Genomic DNA, 17,884 nt, shown 5'->3' with positions numbered 1-17,884 from the left:
CTCCCCTTCTTAGTTGGCCCAATTGCTGAGGGCTCGATAACTGATCGCCAGGCTTTCAAAAGGATCCCCCGGACATGTATCCTGTTCCACCACATACCACTCTACGCCGGTCTCTCTGCAAGCCTCAATAACAGCCGGCCAATCCATATTGCCCTCACCAATCTCAGCAAACACCTGCTTGTCATTCACGATCGCCATATCCTTCAAATGAACGACCTTCATCCGTCCCTCAACCTTGCGGACCCATTTCACCGGGTCGGCGCCTCCTGCTTGAACCCAGTACGTGTCCAGTTCAAAGCCGACATGCGCAGCGTCTGTTGAATCCAGCAGCCAGCCAAGACCGGGCTTGCCCTCAAATTTCTCAAACTCAAATTTATGATTATGATAAATCAGCTCAAGACCCGCCTCGGACAGCTTCGCGCCGATACCGGACAGAGTGCGGGCCATATCCTGATAGCCTGCCAGGCCGGTTCTGAACTCGGAAGGCATTGATCCAAGTCCGACATAACGGCAGTTCCAGGCCTGATGCTCTTTAATAACGGCGTCGATATCATTGAGCAGACGATCATAGGAAACATGAGTCGCACAAATCGTCAAACCATAACGCTGGCACATTTCCCGGACAGCTTCCGGATCAATGGGGCCAATACCGGATACCTGCACGGCCTGATACCCGATCTCCTTGACCTTTTTGAGCGATGCATCCAGATCCTCGGCGGTTTTTGCAAAATCACGCAGTGTATATAATTGAGCGGCTATTTGGCTTTTTTTCATAATGGCAAACACTCCTCAGCTTGAATTTGTCCAATGGGATGGAACGTAAAGCGAGATTACATACGGCGCATTACGATAGATGGATTAAAATGTTCCGCTGAGATCGGCGGGCTTGGCTGTCTCCGCACTGGCCTGCTTCTGGAAGCTGGACTCCGCGATACGCTTATTCAGCTCGGCTTCATGCAGATTCTCGTCAAATGGAAGATCGACCCAGCCGTCCAGCCAGGTGGACAGATGCATGGCATTGGAAATCGTCAGCCCGTCAATTCCTTCCTCGCCGGGGGCAACCAGCTGCGCTCCATGCAGTACCGCATCCGTGAAATTCTGGAGGATGCCGGCATGCTCCGGGCTCGGACCTTGAGCGGGGATTTCGAACTTCCAGACCTCCGGCGAACCGAAGGAGCTGGTATTGCGTTTATTGAATTCGGTCTCCGATTCACGAAGCCGCCAGAAGGTCATTTTTCCGTTTTCGATGACGATTTTACCGCGGTCGCCCGATACCTCCAGCCGGTTGGTGCCCGGAGCCTCCGACGTTGCCGTAATAAAGACGCCTGTAGCGCCGTTCTCATATTCCGCGTAGGCGGTCACATCATTCTCCACCTCGATGTCGCGGTGCTTGCCCATCTGACAGAATGCGCGAATCCGCGTCGGCATCATGCCGATAGTCCACTGCCACAGATCAAGCTGATGCGGGCATTGATTGATCAGAACGCCGCCGCCCTCGCCGCCCCAGGTCGCACGCCAGGTTCCGGAATCGTAATAAGCCTGCGAGCGGTACCAGTTCGTAATGATCCAGTTGGTCCGGCGGATTTCCCCAAGCTCTCCGGAGGAGATCAATTCGCGGAGCTTCTGATAGAGCGGATTCATCCGCTGGTTGTAGACGATACCGAATTTTTTGCCGCTCTTCGCGGCAGTTTCATTCATTTCGCGCACCTGCTTGACATAGACGCCTGCAGGCTTTTCGATCAGAACATGCATGCCTTTGCCAAAAGCCTTGATCGCTTCCGAAGGATGATCGTAATGCGGAGTGGCCACGATAACCGCATCCACAAGACCGGAATCGATCATTGCCGTTGAATCTTCAAAAACGCTCACACCTTGCAAATGCTCTCTGGCCCAGTCGCGTTTGGACTCGAATCCGTCGCAAACAGCCGTCAGTACGGCGTCTTTAATTTTACCGGCCTGCAGCAAATTGGCGTGCCCCGACCCCATGTTCCCGATCCCGATAATTCCATAACGAAGCTTGCTCATCTGATTTCCTCCATCCATTGATTCATTTGCAGTGCGTATTTGCCAAGCATAGTTCTGGTATCGTAAGTACCGCTAAAATCCTCAAGGCCAAACCACCCGTCATACCCCACAAACCGCAGGTCGGCGAGCACCTGCTTCCAGGGAACAACGCCGCTTGCGATCGGTCTCCAGCTGCAAGACCAGTCGATGGGACGCAGCGGGTCCCCCTCGGCTTCATTCGTCCCGGCCGCAGCCGCAGAATTGGGATGATTCCCGCCGGTCGGAAGCCAGCCTGCATTCTTGACATGGACATGCGCAAGATAAGGGCCAAGCAGCTCAAGCCCGAGCCGATAGTTCTCATAGCCTTCGTAAACCATATTCCCCGGATCGTAGATTACTCCGATTTGATCCGGATTGAAGCCGCTGACAAGCCGGTGTGTGAGCGATGCGCTGGGTACGATCGTATGATGGTGGGTTTCCACCAAAGCTTTGATGTTATGCTCCCTTGCTAGCACCTCAACCTCCTGCAAATAAGCGGACGCTTGAGTAAACAGCTCGTTATAGCTGAGCGTGCGGTTAAAAGAGGGAACTCCCACGCGCACCATCGATGCATCCAGCTGCTTGGCCAGCCTGAATACCTGCTCCGTGCCTGCCAGATCGCCGCAGCTGATATAGGGGGCAAGAGCAAGCGTTGTGCGTCCGTGATTTTTCACTGCATCGTTGAAGCGGCTTATCTCTGCCTCCGATGCGGCAGGCGAAAGGGTTGATCGGTTATTGCCCCAAAAGGAGGGCTCCTCCAAAGCTGTTTCAGCTGAAGTTTCCTTGCAGCGCCACTCTATTCCTTCGATGCCCGCCGCCGCCGCTTCCCTGCATAGCTCCTCAGGGGTAACATCCGGAGTTGCAACTGTAAACACGGAAAGTTTGATCACATGCACTCATCCTCCACTTTCGGGATCCCTGTTGACTGTGGTTTTTGACTTTGATACTTGATAAACAGGCAGATCGGTACTTGACCACCCTCTCATGCATGTTTCCGTCCGGCAGGCAGCTGAATTGCATGACTTTAAAATAGTGTGCTGCACTTGCTCTCTTGAAAAAGTAAAGGTTTTCAACCCTTTGAAACATTCAAATTCAGAACCCATTGTAGCACATGGAGAGCGGCACGAACGTTCTAATGTCAACTACATTAACTACAGTCAAATGATCAAGTGAAGTCAGATATCTCAGTTAACAAGAATACTGCGGCAGCTTTAGATGAGACAAGCAGATAACGGCTTCGCTGTCCGCTGACGGCAAAACAATAGATAACAGCGAAATTTATAGATCCTATAAGTAACAAAAGAGCCTTAAAGGTCAGAACCTTCAAGACTCCTTCAGAATTAATTAATTCTCTCCCTGCTCCATCATAGTATAATCAGCCCTTCAGGAGACTTGGTGAGTGCCCGCGGACCGTTCTCTGTAATGACGTAGCTATTCTCTATTCCAACGACTCCACGTCCTGGGAAGGTGAATTTCGGTTCGACCGCCAAGACCATTCCTGCTTTCAATGGATCGGTAAAACCGCGGGCCAACACCGGCCACTCATCGACCTCCAGCCCGATCCCATGCCCCAGAAATTTCACTTGATCAGAACCGTAGCCCATAAAATGAGCGGATAAACCGCATTCGTCCGCTTGTTCCAACGCCCTGATATAGAGGGCTTCACAAATCGTACCGGGTACCATCAGACGTTCCGTTTCCCGGATAATGGATTCCGAATGGTTATATGCAGCAGCCATATCATCCGGCAGCGAACCGATCACCGCTGTTCGTGTCTGGTCGATAATGTAACCATCGATGCAGCAGCCGACATCTATCAGAATCGGCTCATTGCGTCTGATAGCCCTTAGGCTGACACTCTGCGGAGCGGCTGGGCCGAGTCCCCGTCCGCCGGCAGGCCCGTCGAAGGCGCTGGGGTCAGCCGCCGCTTCTCCGGAGCCAAGCATCCCTGTCATAATTTCCATATTGTAGCTGCGCGTACGCATCATGCCCATATGTCCGCGGAGACGGATTTGATATTCGATCCGGGCCATCAGTTCAAGCTCGCTCATCCCTTCATTCAGGTCGCCTACAGCGCTATGGAGCGCTTCTGCGACCGCTTGCGCAGCGGCTTCAATCCGGCCGACCTCCCATGCCGATTTGATCATCCGGACCTGACGGATGAGCGATGAGCCATCAATCAGTGACATATGGTTACCTTCAGCTTCCAGCTGTGCTGCAAGCCGGACATAGGCCTGTGCGGGAAGAACATCCATTTCTGTGGCGATCCTCCGGGAATCAGCTGCATCGAATACCGAAGGATACCGCTGCTTCAAGGCTGCCCCGAATACACGCATAGAAGGCATTGGCTCCACTTGAACAACTGATTCCAATTGTGCCCGTGCGATACTCCGTCTGACATAGAAGGTTGCCGGGCCGTCTGCTGGAATAAAGGCCATGCCGGCCTGCATGGAACCGGTCAAGTAATATAAATCCACATGCTGCGTCACAAGAAAGCCTGAAATGTCCTGTGCCTGCATACGCTGCTGCAGCCGTGTTATCCGTTCATGGAATTCTTCCGGTCCTAGAAGTGCTTCCGCCGTCATTCCTATCTCTCCCTGCTATTAGTAATTCTCCCTTTATTATAAGAAGAAACGCAGGCAAACGCTATGCTGCAAAGAAGAACCCGGCAACACGGATAACTAAATATGAAAAGCATGGTTTGCAAACAAGGAGAATGGGCTCAGGCTATCCTTTTGCGGCAAAGCCGGATTAAAAGAGGAACGCCCTGCCCATCAGCGCGCAACGAGTTCTGCCGTTCCTTTAATGGTCCATTCAATCGGTTCAATAATGTTGAATATGCTGGGGTATTCCATTTTGGCAATGATAACAACGCCCGGACGCTTCAAGGTTACCTCATAATTGTAGAGCGCATTGCGGTATGTGTACGGAAACGAATGATCATCATTAATAATCTCGAAAATGAGCACTTCAACCCGATCCCGCAGAAAGCTCTCCGGCAGCGGCTCTCCATTTGCATTCAATTGAAGATTGGTCTGCAAATAAAGACCGGCATTCCTGTAAGCTGCCGTTTCATCGATATGCAGCCTGCCATCGGCCAGAGCTGCGCGGTCCACCTGCTGCGCGGCAGCATGGGCTGCCCGGTTGACCGCGTGCTTCCCTTGAAACAAGGCGGCCATCGCTACTTCCTCATCCGTCTGCAAGGCCTGCATGACGATCCACACCGTCATCATAAGCATAATCAGCACCATTTTGTACACGTAAGCTTCACCGCTCCTTCACGGGTATACGAATGAAGCGGCAAAGAACCTGCTTCGTTAAGGCACGTATTCACTCATTTTCATTCCGACAGCTCTTAGCCTCGTCGATGCTGAAGGTGGAGCAATTCCGATAAGGCGATCAATCTCGAACAGCCCTTCCACCGGATAGCTGATTGCCAGCGACAATCCAACCCCTCGAGGCAAAGGGTTTCCCGCATTGGTGGCGTCGTAACCGTTTGTTGAGCTTACTTCAAAGGCAATTTCCGAGGACTGCAAGCCATAGCTTGCCAGACGCAGGCGTGATTGCTGCATCATCGTGCTGTCAATATAGCCATGGTCGCCATTGGCCGCGACCTCGAGCATATAATCAACCTCCTGCTGCAGAACGGCCTGACGGACAATCAGAACATGTTTATAAATCGGCGAGAACATGAACCAGCAGAGCATGACGGCAAACAAAATAAATACAAGCAAGCTTTTCACGGACTCAGCCTCCGGATCGAATCGCTCATATGACGGCCTGTCCGGTCAAGCTGAGCATTGGTTCCCTGCTCGCCTCCCGTAATGCTTGTATATAAAACAACGACCACGATAATCAGCAGCACTGACATCAATATTGCCCGTATGCCAGCCACCTCCTTAACATAACAGCATGAAGAGCGAACTGACCGCTTATAGCAGCAAATTTATTGAGGATTGATAGCTCCGATTTTCACATTTGCGGCATTGCCTTGCGTATTGATTTGAGCCTGGGTTCCTGTCGTGTCTTTTGCGATGATGGCATTGAACAGCAGAATAACGACAACCAGCATCATAACCGTCATTAGAATATTACGCATCCTCTCACCTCCTCCAAATAATCGGCCGGTATTATTGTCATTGGTTTAACGTACTGAAGAGGTTCTGCCCCTCTCTGACCCAGGGATAAATGAAGATTTGAAACGTATACAGAATCGGAATACCTGCGAGCACAAACAGAAAATAAGAGGTCGATTCCTTGCGGCTTTCCTTGGCAAGCTCCAGCTTCTCCTTGTAATCGTTGATCCGGTCCCGGAGCAGGTCGTAATAATGCTCACTCTCATGCAGCCGAAGAGAGTCGATCGTTTCGACAAAGCTTAGCCCCTCCTCCGTGCCAAGCCGCAGCTTGAACCGCCTGAGCGCACCTTCGGCATCGTGATACCACTCGCCCAGCATCACCTGAAGGTCAGAGCGCATAGTCCGGGTAAACGGCAGGCAGCGCATCAGCTTGGTATGAATATGCAGCGAGGATCCCGCCAAATACAGCAGCTGATTGCTGATGACATAGATTTCTCCGGTCATCCGCTCCGAACGCGCTTTACGAAAAGCCTCCAGCCAGGGCAGATCCCAAAGCACAAGAATCACAGCTGCAAACAGCATCAGCGGAGCCAAATAACGCGGTAAAACCTCCAGGGGCAAGCAGGAAATCCCGTAAGCGGCAGCAGCCCATACCGGCAGCGCAATCAGAAAGATCCGTCTTGCCAGCATGTACAGAGCAGGATCACCTGTATAGCCGCATCCCGCAAGTACACGCTCCCGTTCCTTGAAGGATGGTGATGTGCGGCTAAGGCGGACGGCCTCCAGCCACCGCTCGGAAACCCGTTTGTGCTGCCACCGAAAAGCTGCGATGTAGGCGAACCTCGGTCTTCGTGCAAGCAGTGCTCTGAACAGCGTGTATACGAAAATAAATCCCAGCACATACTGCCCGGTTAGTGCTCCCCAAATAACCAAGCGATCCATTTTTTCATCTCCTAAAAACACATTTTGGCTTAAGCTGAAATGCGGCTCCGTAACACCAGTCTTTGGTTATGCCTAGAGAAATCATAGTTTCGTAAGCTTTCACTTTAGCGCTCTGCTTGAGCAAACGCAGCTTGGCAATCATTCATTAATGGCACTGCATAAGAAAAAGCAGATTCAGAGGCGTTTATTTTAGTGTTTTACGTTAGGCAACCCCCGGGCTCCCTTACATCTTTTTGCGGGAAAGCCATAATCCCATTACAAAGGAAATAAAGATGAGAACGATGGCGTTCAGCAGCAAATCCCGCCCTTTCGGGTCGACAATATAATAGAGATAAGCGGTTTCAGGCGTATAATGAAAATTGATGCCCAGAAACAAGGCCAAAAACAGCACCGGGGAAAAGTTCGCCAACCGAATCTCCAGCAGCTTGTTCCGTTCCTGTTGATTGGCTCTGCGCGCTTTGCGCATATCCGTTATTAAATCCTTCAGATTATCGGCAATCGGATGGCCTTCGGCCAGACCGGCACGTACAATATTAACGAAATAATCAGCCCACACATGCCCCAGCGAGGCTGCGAAAATCCGCAGGCTGGCCTCATCGTCACCGCGTACCGAAACATTCCGGTACAGCTGCTCAAAGACCGCCTGCATAGGGCCAAGAAGCCGTTTCTCATCTACCGTTCGCTGCAGCGCGGTGCGGATTTGCTTGCCGCCGCTGATCAGGCAGCATTGATAGAAGAGCTCCACAGCCGGAAGGAAATCAATGCGCGTCTTCATCTGTTGATGAACAAGCAGCATCCGCAGCAGTGTGTATGGCAGGGCCCCCATCACAGTTCCCAGCAGAATCGTACCTTTAATACTCTGAAAGAGCATAATACCGGCAGTTGAACCCCCAAGCAGCAGGAGCAGCGTCAGGATAAAGATGGTTCCGGGATCGACACGCAGCCGAAGCGATTCCAGCAGCTCGCACATATGCCGGTACAACCGTTCATAACGGGCGAGAAAACGGGCCAACCGCTGTCTGAATTGCTGCTGCTGGCGGTATTGCAGCCGGCTTTGCTGCTGATGACGGACAAACCACAGCTGCAGCAGCTGTCTGAAGCAAATAAACATCATAACAAACAAAGTGATCACAAAAGCAATTAAAGCAATCTTCATCATGGCGCAGCAGCACCATCCTTAGGGAACTCCCCATACCCTGCTCTCAAAGCGCCTTCGGCAGCGGCTATCCTTACAGCAGCCTTGGGAGAAGGACTATGCGGATATTCCCAAACACCCGCAGTCTCATTGAAGATTGCCCATTCCCGCACATGTACCTCGCCATCTGTCCAGCCAAGCTCAGCAAGCCGGACTACCCGGCGCTTGCCCGCAACAAAGCGCATCTCGATCCCGATTTGCGTGACATATTCGGCAATCCGTTTGGTGAGACGCTCGGGATTCATTCCCCGCCCATCCAGCATGCACATATCCGCGATCGCTTCAGGCACATCCTCCAGTGCGTTGGCATGCACGGTCGTCATACTCCCGGAATGACCGCGGGTGCAGGCTCTTACATAGATATTTGCATCCTCATCACGGATCTCCGCATGGATAATCCGCTGAGGGGATTGCCGGAGGGCCAGCTTGAAGGCCTGTGTTGCAAGGTGCAGGTGATCCTCTTCGTCAGCCTCGTATTCCACCGTATTTTTGCTTGGAAAATCACGTCTGAGCATCATTTCATGACGGCCTTCAATCGTGATAATCCGTTCCTCATCCGGCAGTTCCCCGATCATGGCCTTGATGAAATGGGTTTTGCCGGAGTTGGTCGGTCCGATTACCACCACATTGAATCTCGCCTTCAGTACAGCAAGCACCATATCGCGGATCTCGCGGCTCATCGTTCCATACTGCGGCTCGCATAAAGCATCCAAATGAAATTTCTGCACGGTGTAGAACCGCAAGGTTAATGTGGGCTGCGAGGTATAACCGTAACCGGTCATCGTGACGCGGGTGCCGTCCCGGAGCATAACCTCCGCCCATCGTTTGCGCGGACTGAAGCGGTCATTGTTATAGAGCACAAGATTCTGCTGGATCCGCTCTACCTCCCGTTCCGACTCGAAGGCATAGGCCGATGGACGGCTGCTGCCATCCCTGACCTCGAATATCCGGGTACCGACGACCTGGATTTCTTCGAGTCCTTCACGATTGAGCAGGACAAGCTCGAGAACGCTAAGCCCGATGACCTCCGCGAATAAAGCCTCGGCAAGCGAAGAGTATGGATGTTGATACCCCGGCAGCTCATGAATGCGCTGGCGCAGCAGACGTTCGGCGATGACCGCCAATATCTGCTCACGCTCTTCCGTGTAGCCAATGACAGCCCGGTTCAGTTTTTCATTGTACTGCCGGCGCTCATCCTCCGTAACGCCGCGCGGCATGGCCAGGTAGCTGCGGATATCCTCGGCGAGCCGGACAAAATCCTGCTCACCGCTCTGCTTCTCCTCGTTCACGCCGGATTGATCCTGTTCAAGCGCTCTTATTTGAGAAGAAAAAGCTGCCGGAGAGAAGCGCCCTTCACTCATCACGTGCTCACCCCGTCCCGATGGGTCAGGAGCTTCCTGTACCATGGCTGTGAATTCAGTCCCGGCCGCCGGGTGAGCCCGTAACGCTGGATAATATGCTTCGCCGGCTGCGCCATCGCCTGCTTGCCCTGCTCATCCGAGATTAACCACTGATCAAGCGTTCCGCTATCGAGCTGTGAGAGCATAGGTCCAGACAATTTCAACTCGCCGAATAAAGGCACACCAAGCTCATTACAAATCTCCTTCACGTGAAACCCTCCGATTCTTCCTGGTGCATGAATGATGACCGCTTCATATTGATCAGCTGAAATACCAAAAAGCGGGGAAAGCTGCTTCAGCCATCGATGTCCGTCCTCCTGAAAATGGGAAAGTGCCCCGGTTGTTGCCACAAGCCTCGTATTGGCACGGCGCAGTGCGCACAAGGTGGCCGCATTATCCCAGTAAGCCCCCACATCTGCGATGACGATATCGAAGGTTTGCTGAGCCACATCGAGCAAATGATCCACTTCCTCCGAGGTGAAGAACTCGGCCTGATCCCGAAGAACATTGCCGAACAGGACGTGCAGCCCCTCCATGACAGGATGCGTTGCTAGCAGGAGCTTCTCCGGAAGAAGGGATGAAGACCTAAGCTCCGGCCTCAGAGAATCCAGGGTTTCTACCGGATTGTCCACACCCAGGTAGCGATGGGACTTGGCGCTTTTCAGATTCAGACACAAGAAGCCTACTGAGGTCATAGTATCCTCGGCTATCCGGCAGGCGGCTGCTAGCGCCGCTATCGACGTTCCGATGTTGGGGGTTGTTCCCACAAAGGTGATAAGCGGTGATGGCATTCTCACGATCCCGCCTCCGTTTGTACAGCTGCCGCATCCACAATATCAAGCGATTGAGAGGAATAGGCGATGACAATCCGGGCTTTTCCGGACTTGCACAGCGTATCGAGCTCAAGCCACTGCTCCTCCCGGAGATTCAGGTTTATATAATCGATCATGCCGTTGGCATCCCGTCTGGAGGCATACATTTTCTCTTTATCTCCGCTTGCCAGCGACAATAGATTAGGGTTGTCCGTGTCGTCAATTTCGATATTGGCCGAGGTTTTGACCGATGCGACAGTCACCGGCTGGTCGAACAGCCGCCCGGAGGCGACTTCCTCGCCTGTCACATACAAGATGACTTTGTCGCCCGCCCGAATTCCATTGGAGACCGATAGCACATAATCGCGCGGGATTTGAAAAGTCGATTGGGTGCGGCTGGGCAAAAGCCTGAACTTGTCCACCTTCCAGTTGAGCAGCGGTTCACCCAATCCAAGAGGGACAACAGCCTCCATACCCGCCACCGATTCCGCATCGAGCACCATTTCGGAGATGTAAGAAGCTTTGGCAACCTGCTTCAGTTCAAGCATATCCGGAGTGATCCGCTCCCCCGCCGGTACGAATCTGTTCGGGACCACGACACTCATCGTCTCCTGAAACTCCACCTGCCGCAGCTGCAGCAAATACACGCCATACACAAGCAACCCGGATAACACAGCCGCAGCAATACTAATGATCACATTCCGTCTTCTGTTCATCGCCTTTTCCTTCCCGCAGCCTGACAGCGAAAATAAAAAAGAACGCAGCAAGGGCATAATGCCCAAGCATGCGTTCTTCGCATAGTCGTTGCTATTGATCTGCTGTTATATGATGACATCATAATAGCAAACAAGCTTAAAGCTGTCTATACAAAATTGGAAAATTGTCGGTAATTGCCCACTTTTGTCGATTTTACACATTCTCGCACGGACTCAGTGACCACCAAATTCCATCGGCTTGCGTTCCTTATCCCTGCCTTTGCCCTGGTTTGGGATCACCAGTCGCGAGCTGCCCATAAACAAGACCGTCATCAGGGCCAATCCTGCCGGAATAAGCCCCCACATGAACATCCTGGAGATGGAGCTTGACAGCGAATCGACGATTTTATCCATAATATCCTGAGGAATCGCAGCCCGCTTCTCCGGTGACAGCAGCTCGCGGATATTGCCGAGGGATTCCGTGCTTCCTTGCGTGCCGGCAAAGGCATTCTTCATGTCGCCTGTCAGCAGATTGCGCTGGAGAATACCGAAAACGGTCAAGCCTACCGTCATGCCGAGTGAACGTATGAAAGCAAGCGTCGAATTGGCAGAGCCCCTTTGGCGCATGTCAAAGTCATGAATGCCGGCCATACCCAGAACCGAGAAGGAGAAGCCTACGCCCAAGCCGGCCACAACCATATACACCGATAGCAGGAATTTGGACGTTTCCGGCGTAATGGTGCTCATCAGAAATGTGCCGAGGACGAACAAGACAGCGGAGAAAATCATGATATTGCGGTAGGTGGTCTTGCTTGCTCCGAAGCCCCCTATCTGGGCAGACACAACGGATCCGAGCGTCATCGGAAGCAGAATTAATCCTGAATTCGTTGCCGTGCCTCCCGTTACTCCCTGCACATAAATTGGAATATACATGGCAAAGGTGATAAATACTGCCCCGTAAAATAAACTGGTCAAGGTGCTGGCTGCAAACAGCCGCTTGCGGAACATGGAGTAGGAAATAATCGGCTCAGCCGCTTTGGTTTCGACGAACAGAAATACGGCAAGCAAAGCGGCGGCTGCTCCGAACAAAGCAAGGATCGTCGGGGAGTCCCAGGCGAATTCCTGACCGCCCAGCTCAAGCGCAAACATCAAGGCAACGATCGAGCCCACCAGCGTTGCAGCGCCCCACCAGTCAATCCGCTGCCTGGAATGCTCCATAGACTCCCGGTAGAATAACAGGATTAACGCAAGTGCAACAATCCCCACCGGCAGGTTAATGTAGAATATCCAGCGCCAATTAATATGGTCGGTAATATAAGCCCCGAGCAGCGGGCCAAACAGACTGGAAGTGCCGAATACGGCTCCAAAAAGTCCACCCATGCTGCCTCTTTTTTCGGCAGGAAAAATATCGAACATAATAGTGAAAGCAATCGGCACCAGGGCGCCGCCGCCAATCCCCTGAATGGCGCGGTAGATGCTCAGCTCTACAATGTTGTGGGCCGTCCCGCACAGAACCGAGCCCAATAAAAACAGGAAAATGCCCAGCACAAAAAAACGTTTGCGCCCATACATATCCGAAAGCTTGCCGAAAATCGGCATGGCGGCCATTTCCGTGACCAAATAGGCGGAGGTCACCCAGACGAATTTGTCGACGCCCCCAAGGTCAGCGACAATCGTGCCCATCGCCGTGGCGACGATCGTATTATCAATGGCCGCCACAAGGATGCCGAGCAGCAGCCCGACGACAACAAGGCCCATTCTGCTTTGCTGCTGTGTCATCTTTCTTTCATCTCCTTATATCGCGTCTTTGTTACATGGTCTGTTTCTGAGCATGGACGACGCTGCCTTTGTAAAGCTCCAGCGAGCTCCGGTATTCCACCAGCCCAATGTCGCACGCAGGGCCAATGATAACGGTATTGCCCCGGATCACATCCGCATTGGTGTGCTCGACATAAATGCTGTCGCCTTCAATCGTCTCAGCCTTCAGCTGCACCGCTCCGGCCCGGGTGAAAAGCTCCTTGATTCCCTGCCATCTGCCGCGCTTCACCCGGATTGCTTCACCTCCGATTTCCCTTGCATAGCACGGGCCGTACATGCCGATATCCACCCGGTCGGCAGAGAGCAGCCCGTGTATTTGGAAGGCACCATTATTCTCGAAACGTTCCGCTTCGCATTCACCGCCTGTATCCAGCTGGCCCTTGATTTTAAAAACACCGCCCTTGGCGCTGCCCGATATTTTCAATTGTCCGAGCGCGCTCAGCTTGCCGGCCTTGAGATCGCCATCAATCTCAAACTCCCCCACGATTCGTGCGGTGCGGGATATAACGGAGCCGCTGACGGAGCAATTTCCGGTACAGGACAGCGAATCGCTCTCTGTATCCCCGTGTATTTCAGCTTCTCCGGTAATCCGGACACTCTGGAAAACACCGCCCGATGTAGAGCCTGTGCCCGTAATCTTTAATTTACGCTGCCTAACCTGATTCATTCTGCTTCCCCCTTTATCCCTGAATGCGCTGATTGACCTTCGCATCCGGATGAACGGCAAGCTCAGTGCGATACTCCACCCGCTCGATGATGCAGCCTGGACCGATAGATATCCGATTGCCTCGGACAACCTGCGCTATTGTTCCTTCCAGATGAATGTTATCCCCTTCAATCACCCCTGTTGCCAAACGCGGATCGAATACGGGAATCAGCCATTGAAACAGTTTGGACCACAAGCTGCGCTCGGACCTCTTGACCAGAATGCTCTCTCCGCCTATCTCCTTCACCTGACAGCGCCCGTACAACAGTATGTCAATCCTCTCGGCATTGAGCATGCCGTCCAAAGTGAATCCCCCGCGGGAGACAAACTGCTCTGCCTCGCAATCGCCATGAAGCTCCAGCAACCCTTCCAGCTGAATCTCATCGCAGGCCATCCGCCCATGAATTTTTATATCCCCTTCCATCTGGATGTCAGGCGAATAGACGTCACCCTCCACGGACATTTTTCCTTTCACACTCAGCTGCCGGGACCGGATAGCGCCTCTTATGGTTGCGACCCCGTTAAGCTGAAAGCTTTCGCTGATGAGGTCTCCTTCCACTTTGCCTATACCGTCAATCTTTACAGAACGGTAATCGCCTCCCGCCGCGCTGCCAAAACCGGAAAGATTCAGATCTCTGCGCTTGCTCTCATCCATTCCCTGTTCCCTCCTAAACTTAAGTAAGCTTCATTCTCAGCTCTTCAATACAGTCTGTTACCGAAAGCCGCAGCACCTGCTTGACCCCGCGGTCAAAGCCGATTTTCTCGGAACGCCCAAGCAGTAAAAATATGGCAACACCCATCTTCCGGATGAAAACCACATCGCAGCCTTTGTCCTCAAATGTCTTAAAATGCTCTTCCAGCGTTGGGATCAGCAGTACCCCTTCTTCCAGACTCATTTCACCGGTCTGCAGCAGCTTGTCGGCAATAAACAGAAATAATAGGCTTTGAAAAGAAAGCAGTGTGTTATCGGGAGACTCCCCTGCAAAACGTCGTATGACCAACTCCGAAACAATGTTTCGTTTCCAGCAGTCGCTTTTGCTGATACGAATGTCATTCAGTTCCGGGGAAAGCTTCCCCACCAGCTCATCCAATGACACATCATCCTTCAGATGGAGAATTTTCTCGATTCGCGGCAATATCAGATCTCGGGGGAAAAAGGTTTCCTGTCCCGTAAACACGGCCTTGCGAATAAACCATTCCTCCGGAATGAGCTGCTTTCTTTTCCATCTGTAAAGCTGCCCGTAAGAAATCCCTGTAAGCTCAAGCAGCTCCTTCTTCGAAATCAATTCACGTTCCATTTCTTCACCTCTTCCAACAGCGTAACATAACATTGTTACGTTGTGAAGCCGCAACTTTCTTCTTTGCTGCTCTAATTTTACCCGACCCCAGAGCCGGCACAAAGCGTCGCAGGACCGAAAAGCATCTCCGTCTGCAGACCGACAGGCGGCTTGCCCGGGTTTCTGCTTCCCCTGACAAGCCGCCTGCCGACTCCCTTATGATTCTAATGATTAGTATGTCTTGACCATTAACAGATGCGGAATTCCCTCTTCCATGAAAACCTCGGAAGCCGGCTGATAGCCCAATTTCGTATAAAAAGGCTCCGCATGCGTCTGCCCGTGCAGCTTGGCGCGAACCGCTCCCAGCTCCTTCGAGACCTCTTCCATTGCGATAACCATGTCTCTGCCCAGTCCATATTTGCGGTGGGACATCAATACGCAGATGCGCTCCAGCTTGGCTGTATCGCCGAGCAGTCTGAGCCTGGCTGCGCCGACAGGCCGGTCCCCGTCGATAATGACAAAATGCTCCGCCGCATCCTCGAACTCATCGATTTCCACCTCGACCGGAACGCCCTGCTCTTCCACGAAAACCGCTCTGCGGACTTCATAGGCTTTATCCCGTTCTTCCTGTGTGCTGACTCTTATAATTTTCATCTTAAGTATTCCTCCTTCAGGTTTGTCCATTTCCAATATAATTAAAAAACAGGGCGCCGTCGCCCTGTTTCGTAACCTGTCGATATAAGACGATACTAGCTTAAAAATCGATCAGGCCGACGCTGATTTGCAAGGATTCATCGACTTTACGCATCGTTTCATCGTCCAGATGCGTAATCTTATCCGTCAATCTTTGCTTGTCGATCGTCCGGATCTGTTCCAGCAAAATGACCGAATCCCGGTCAAAGCCATGTGATGCCGCATCAATTTCAACGTGCGTAGGCAGCTTCGCCTTTTGAATTTGTGCCGTAATGGCAGCCACAATGACCGTTGGGCTGAAACGGTTGCCGATATCATTCTGAATGACAAGAACCGGACGGACTCCACCCTGCTCCGATCCGACTACAGGTGACAAATCTGCAAAAAACACATCGCCGCGTTTAACAATCAACCTCTACACCCCGCTTACGAGTCGGCCAAGCGTATCGCCGGCATCTTCCTCCGCTTGAAAAGCTTCCGATGCCATAACCAGGTTGATTTTCGCCATTTCCAAATAACCGCGCTGCATCGACTCGCGGATCTGACGCTTTTTACGTTCAACTAAATACAGCTTCATCGCCTGACGAATAAATTCGCTGCGGTTTGAGTTTTCTTTGGCAACGATCCCGTCGACTTCTTCTAACAAATGATCGGGCAAACTGATCATTATCCTCTTGGTGTTTTGCAAATTGGCCACCAAACTCGCACCCCCAAAACATTTCCAGCAAAAGCGCACTATCAGTATTTCATTGTTGTGATCGTATTATACACCATCATATCTATGCGCGTGATATATCAAGTATGCTGCATCTATTAGCAGATGCGGAGTATGCCATTTACCCTCGTCCTACTCTTATTCGAGGTAAATCGCCAATATCCTGCTTAAACTTACTCCTTTTTTGAAAGGAAATATTTTAAACCGGTTTGAGCAGCGGATTCTCTACCGCCGCGGGCTTGCCCCCGCGCATATAAATACGCGGCACCCGCGAAGCGATCATGCAGGTCACTTCATAGTTGATCGTTCCGAGAATATCGGCCACTTCGTCGGCTGTAATCGTCTCACCGCCCTGGGAGCCGATCAGAACAACCTCCTCGCCAGCCATTACCGGGCCGCTGCCGGATGCTTCCGCCGCCTCCAGCGCAATCATGCATTGGTCCATGCAGATTGTACCCAGAATCGGCACACGGCGTCCGCGCACAAGCGCCGCAGCCTTGCCGGTCATCATCCTGCTGTAGCCATCGGCATAACCGATGGGGAGCGTCCCGATCCGCTCGCCTTCCGCGCTTGTTACATAACGTGAACCGTAGCTGATTCCCCAGCCTGACGGAACTTCCTTTACCATCACGACCTGCGTCTTGAGCGATAATACAGGCTTAAGAGCAATCCGGCTCCGGTTCACTTCAGCAGAGGGATACAATCCATACATGCCGATGCCAAGTCTCAGCATTCCGCAGCCAAGCTCGGGCGTATCCATCCCCGCGGCGCTGTTGGCCGCATGTATAAGGGGTATCTCGTGTCCGGCCTGCTTCATATCCCGAACAAAAGCGGCGAACCGTTCAAACTGCAGCTGCGTATAAGCCTTATCCGCTTCATCCGCCCGGGCATAATGGGTGAACAGGCCCTCCACAAACAGCCGCGGCTCCCCTAACGCACGTGCTATGAAAGCCAGCCCCTCCGCTCCCGGAAGCAAGCCCAGACGGCCCATGCCGGTATCCACTTTCACATGAACGGTGAGCCGTTTGCCGTTATCGGGCAGGCCGGCTGCAGCATCCAGAACATCTTCACGGAACAACGTGATGGCAATATTAAGGTCCCTGGCCGCAGCAAGCCCTTCCGGCGGTACATAGCCGAGAACGAGAACAGGGATTTGAATTCCAGCCTGGCGAAGCTCTATCGCTTCATCCAGAAAAGCGACGCCCAGATAATCGACACCGCAGGCTTCCGCTTCTCTGGCAATTTCTACGGCGCCATGTCCGTATGCGTTGGCTTTGACCGAGGCCATCAGCCGCATGCCCTCCGGTATCGCACTGCGAAAGGACTGCAGATTATGCGCAAGCGCGTCCAAAGATATTTCAGCCCTGGTGGGGCGGTAATACACGTTCAACTTACGTCCACCTTCTCCTCATCTAAACGCTCAAACGCCCGTTCGTATGGGGAGTATCCCCTACGCACGGGCGTTTGCTTTTATAACCCATAACCTTATGTTATACGTTGAGCCTTGAGGCT

General features: G+C 52.5%; 21 protein-coding genes. All 21 read right to left on the bottom strand.

Annotated features, from left to right (window positions below):
• Positions 1 to 9: 9 nt before the first annotated feature.
• Positions 10 to 774 carry a sugar phosphate isomerase/epimerase family protein gene (locus AC0YOB_RS35480; RefSeq protein WP_475790514.1) on the bottom strand — a complete coding sequence of 255 codons (765 nt, stop codon included), beginning with the start codon at positions 772 to 774 and terminating at the stop codon, positions 10 to 12.
• Positions 775 to 858: 84 nt separating this feature from the next.
• Positions 859 to 2,025 (bottom strand): Gfo/Idh/MocA family protein, encoded by a 1,167-nt coding sequence (locus AC0YOB_RS35475; protein ID WP_475796790.1) that lies wholly within the window; start codon positions 2,023 to 2,025, stop codon positions 859 to 861.
• A complete protein-coding gene (locus AC0YOB_RS35470; RefSeq protein WP_475796804.1) occupies positions 2,022 to 2,930 on the bottom strand; it encodes a sugar phosphate isomerase/epimerase family protein in 909 nt (302 codons plus the stop codon). The genes AC0YOB_RS35475 and AC0YOB_RS35470 overlap by 4 nt, the downstream gene beginning before the upstream one ends.
• Positions 2,931 to 3,407: 477 nt before the next feature.
• Positions 3,408 to 4,628 (bottom strand): M24 family metallopeptidase, encoded by a 1,221-nt coding sequence (locus AC0YOB_RS35465; protein WP_475796789.1) that lies wholly within the window; start codon positions 4,626 to 4,628, stop codon positions 3,408 to 3,410.
• Positions 4,629 to 4,817: 189 nt separating this feature from the next.
• A complete protein-coding gene (locus tag AC0YOB_RS35460; RefSeq protein WP_475796803.1) occupies positions 4,818 to 5,294 on the bottom strand; it encodes a hypothetical protein in 477 nt (158 codons plus the stop codon).
• A 66-nt stretch (positions 5,295 to 5,360) separates the two neighbouring features.
• Complete coding sequence (locus AC0YOB_RS35455) at positions 5,361 to 5,786, bottom strand: hypothetical protein (protein ID WP_475796788.1); 426 nt, start codon at positions 5,784 to 5,786, stop codon at positions 5,361 to 5,363.
• Positions 5,783 to 5,914, bottom strand: a complete 132-nt coding sequence (locus AC0YOB_RS35450; protein WP_379114270.1) for a hypothetical protein — start codon at positions 5,912 to 5,914, stop codon at positions 5,783 to 5,785. Before AC0YOB_RS35450 ends, AC0YOB_RS35455 begins: the two co-directional genes overlap by 4 nt.
• A gap of 75 nt (positions 5,915 to 5,989) precedes the next feature.
• Positions 5,990 to 6,142: a hypothetical protein gene (locus AC0YOB_RS35445; RefSeq protein WP_210046116.1), complete on the bottom strand. Its 153-nt coding sequence runs from the start codon at positions 6,140 to 6,142 to the stop codon at positions 5,990 to 5,992.
• Positions 6,143 to 6,179: 37 nt separating this feature from the next.
• On the bottom strand, positions 6,180 to 7,061 hold the full coding sequence (locus AC0YOB_RS35440; protein ID WP_475796787.1) for a hypothetical protein: 882 nt from the start codon (positions 7,059 to 7,061) through the stop codon (positions 6,180 to 6,182).
• 223 nt (positions 7,062 to 7,284) lie between these two features.
• On the bottom strand, positions 7,285 to 8,220 hold the full coding sequence (locus AC0YOB_RS35435) for a hypothetical protein (RefSeq protein WP_475796786.1): 936 nt from the start codon (positions 8,218 to 8,220) through the stop codon (positions 7,285 to 7,287).
• Entirely contained in the window at positions 8,217 to 9,617 is a 1,401-nt protein-coding gene (locus AC0YOB_RS35430) for an ATPase, T2SS/T4P/T4SS family (RefSeq protein ID WP_475796785.1), read from the bottom strand. Before AC0YOB_RS35430 ends, AC0YOB_RS35435 begins: the two co-directional genes overlap by 4 nt.
• Positions 9,617 to 10,447, bottom strand: a complete 831-nt coding sequence (locus AC0YOB_RS35425; protein WP_475796802.1) for a CpaE/TadZ family protein — start codon at positions 10,445 to 10,447, stop codon at positions 9,617 to 9,619. The genes AC0YOB_RS35430 and AC0YOB_RS35425 overlap by 1 nt, the downstream gene beginning before the upstream one ends.
• 2 nt (positions 10,448 to 10,449) lie before the next feature.
• Positions 10,450 to 11,184, bottom strand: coding sequence for an SAF domain-containing protein (locus tag AC0YOB_RS35420; RefSeq protein ID WP_475796784.1), 735 nt, complete (start codon positions 11,182 to 11,184; stop codon positions 10,450 to 10,452).
• Between the two features lie 213 nt (positions 11,185 to 11,397).
• Positions 11,398 to 12,942, bottom strand: coding sequence for an MDR family MFS transporter (locus AC0YOB_RS35415; protein ID WP_475796783.1), 1,545 nt, complete (start codon positions 12,940 to 12,942; stop codon positions 11,398 to 11,400).
• Between the two features lie 31 nt (positions 12,943 to 12,973).
• A complete protein-coding gene (locus AC0YOB_RS35410) occupies positions 12,974 to 13,648 on the bottom strand; it encodes a hypothetical protein (protein WP_475796782.1) in 675 nt (224 codons plus the stop codon).
• A gap of 13 nt (positions 13,649 to 13,661) precedes the next feature.
• Positions 13,662 to 14,342 carry a polymer-forming cytoskeletal protein gene (locus tag AC0YOB_RS35405; protein ID WP_475796781.1) on the bottom strand — a complete coding sequence of 227 codons (681 nt, stop codon included), beginning with the start codon at positions 14,340 to 14,342 and terminating at the stop codon, positions 13,662 to 13,664.
• 19 nt (positions 14,343 to 14,361) lie between these two features.
• Positions 14,362 to 14,985 (bottom strand): YhbD family protein, encoded by a 624-nt coding sequence (locus tag AC0YOB_RS35400; protein ID WP_475796780.1) that lies wholly within the window; start codon positions 14,983 to 14,985, stop codon positions 14,362 to 14,364.
• Positions 14,986 to 15,195: 210 nt separating this feature from the next.
• A complete protein-coding gene (locus AC0YOB_RS35395; protein ID WP_475796779.1) occupies positions 15,196 to 15,618 on the bottom strand; it encodes a GNAT family N-acetyltransferase in 423 nt (140 codons plus the stop codon).
• 100 nt (positions 15,619 to 15,718) lie between these two features.
• Positions 15,719 to 16,069 (bottom strand): type II toxin-antitoxin system PemK/MazF family toxin, encoded by a 351-nt coding sequence (locus tag AC0YOB_RS35390; RefSeq protein WP_189000789.1) that lies wholly within the window; start codon positions 16,067 to 16,069, stop codon positions 15,719 to 15,721.
• Between the two features lie 3 nt (positions 16,070 to 16,072).
• Positions 16,073 to 16,354 carry a CopG family ribbon-helix-helix protein gene (locus tag AC0YOB_RS35385; RefSeq protein ID WP_189000792.1) on the bottom strand — a complete coding sequence of 94 codons (282 nt, stop codon included), beginning with the start codon at positions 16,352 to 16,354 and terminating at the stop codon, positions 16,073 to 16,075.
• A gap of 217 nt (positions 16,355 to 16,571) precedes the next feature.
• Positions 16,572 to 17,762 (bottom strand): alanine racemase, encoded by a 1,191-nt coding sequence (gene alr / locus AC0YOB_RS35380; RefSeq protein WP_475796778.1) that lies wholly within the window; start codon positions 17,760 to 17,762, stop codon positions 16,572 to 16,574.
• Positions 17,763 to 17,884: the final 122 nt, after the last annotated feature.

It is taken from the genome of Paenibacillus sp. JT31N17, from assembly GCF_056269255.1.
The sequence above is the reverse complement of the archived record's forward strand: the minus strand, read 5'-3'. Positions and strand labels throughout refer to the sequence as shown.

Coding starts and splice junctions, on each gene's coding strand:
- AC0YOB_RS35480 (WP_475790514.1), bottom strand. CDS start 774: ATGAAAAAAAGCCAAATAGCCGCTCAATTATATACACTGCGTGATTTT.
- AC0YOB_RS35475 (WP_475796790.1), bottom strand. CDS start 2,025: ATGAGCAAGCTTCGTTATGGAATTATCGGGATCGGGAACATGGGGTCG.
- AC0YOB_RS35465 (WP_475796789.1), bottom strand. CDS start 4,628: ATGACGGCGGAAGCACTTCTAGGACCGGAAGAATTCCATGAACGGATA.
- AC0YOB_RS35460 (WP_475796803.1), bottom strand. CDS start 5,294: ATGGTGCTGATTATGCTTATGATGACGGTGTGGATCGTCATGCAGGCC.
- AC0YOB_RS35450 (WP_379114270.1), bottom strand. CDS start 5,914: ATGTCAGTGCTGCTGATTATCGTGGTCGTTGTTTTATATACAAGCATT.
- AC0YOB_RS35445 (WP_210046116.1), bottom strand. CDS start 6,142: ATGCGTAATATTCTAATGACGGTTATGATGCTGGTTGTCGTTATTCTG.
- AC0YOB_RS35440 (WP_475796787.1), bottom strand. CDS start 7,061: ATGGATCGCTTGGTTATTTGGGGAGCACTAACCGGGCAGTATGTGCTG.
- AC0YOB_RS35435 (WP_475796786.1), bottom strand. CDS start 8,220: ATGATGAAGATTGCTTTAATTGCTTTTGTGATCACTTTGTTTGTTATG.
- AC0YOB_RS35430 (WP_475796785.1), bottom strand. CDS start 9,617: ATGAGTGAAGGGCGCTTCTCTCCGGCAGCTTTTTCTTCTCAAATAAGA.
- AC0YOB_RS35425 (WP_475796802.1), bottom strand. CDS start 10,447: ATGCCATCACCGCTTATCACCTTTGTGGGAACAACCCCCAACATCGGA.
- AC0YOB_RS35420 (WP_475796784.1), bottom strand. CDS start 11,184: ATGAACAGAAGACGGAATGTGATCATTAGTATTGCTGCGGCTGTGTTA.
- AC0YOB_RS35415 (WP_475796783.1), bottom strand. CDS start 12,942: ATGACACAGCAGCAAAGCAGAATGGGCCTTGTTGTCGTCGGGCTGCTG.
- AC0YOB_RS35410 (WP_475796782.1), bottom strand. CDS start 13,648: ATGAATCAGGTTAGGCAGCGTAAATTAAAGATTACGGGCACAGGCTCT.
- AC0YOB_RS35405 (WP_475796781.1), bottom strand. CDS start 14,342: ATGGATGAGAGCAAGCGCAGAGATCTGAATCTTTCCGGTTTTGGCAGC.
- AC0YOB_RS35400 (WP_475796780.1), bottom strand. CDS start 14,985: ATGGAACGTGAATTGATTTCGAAGAAGGAGCTGCTTGAGCTTACAGGG.
- AC0YOB_RS35395 (WP_475796779.1), bottom strand. CDS start 15,618: ATGAAAATTATAAGAGTCAGCACACAGGAAGAACGGGATAAAGCCTAT.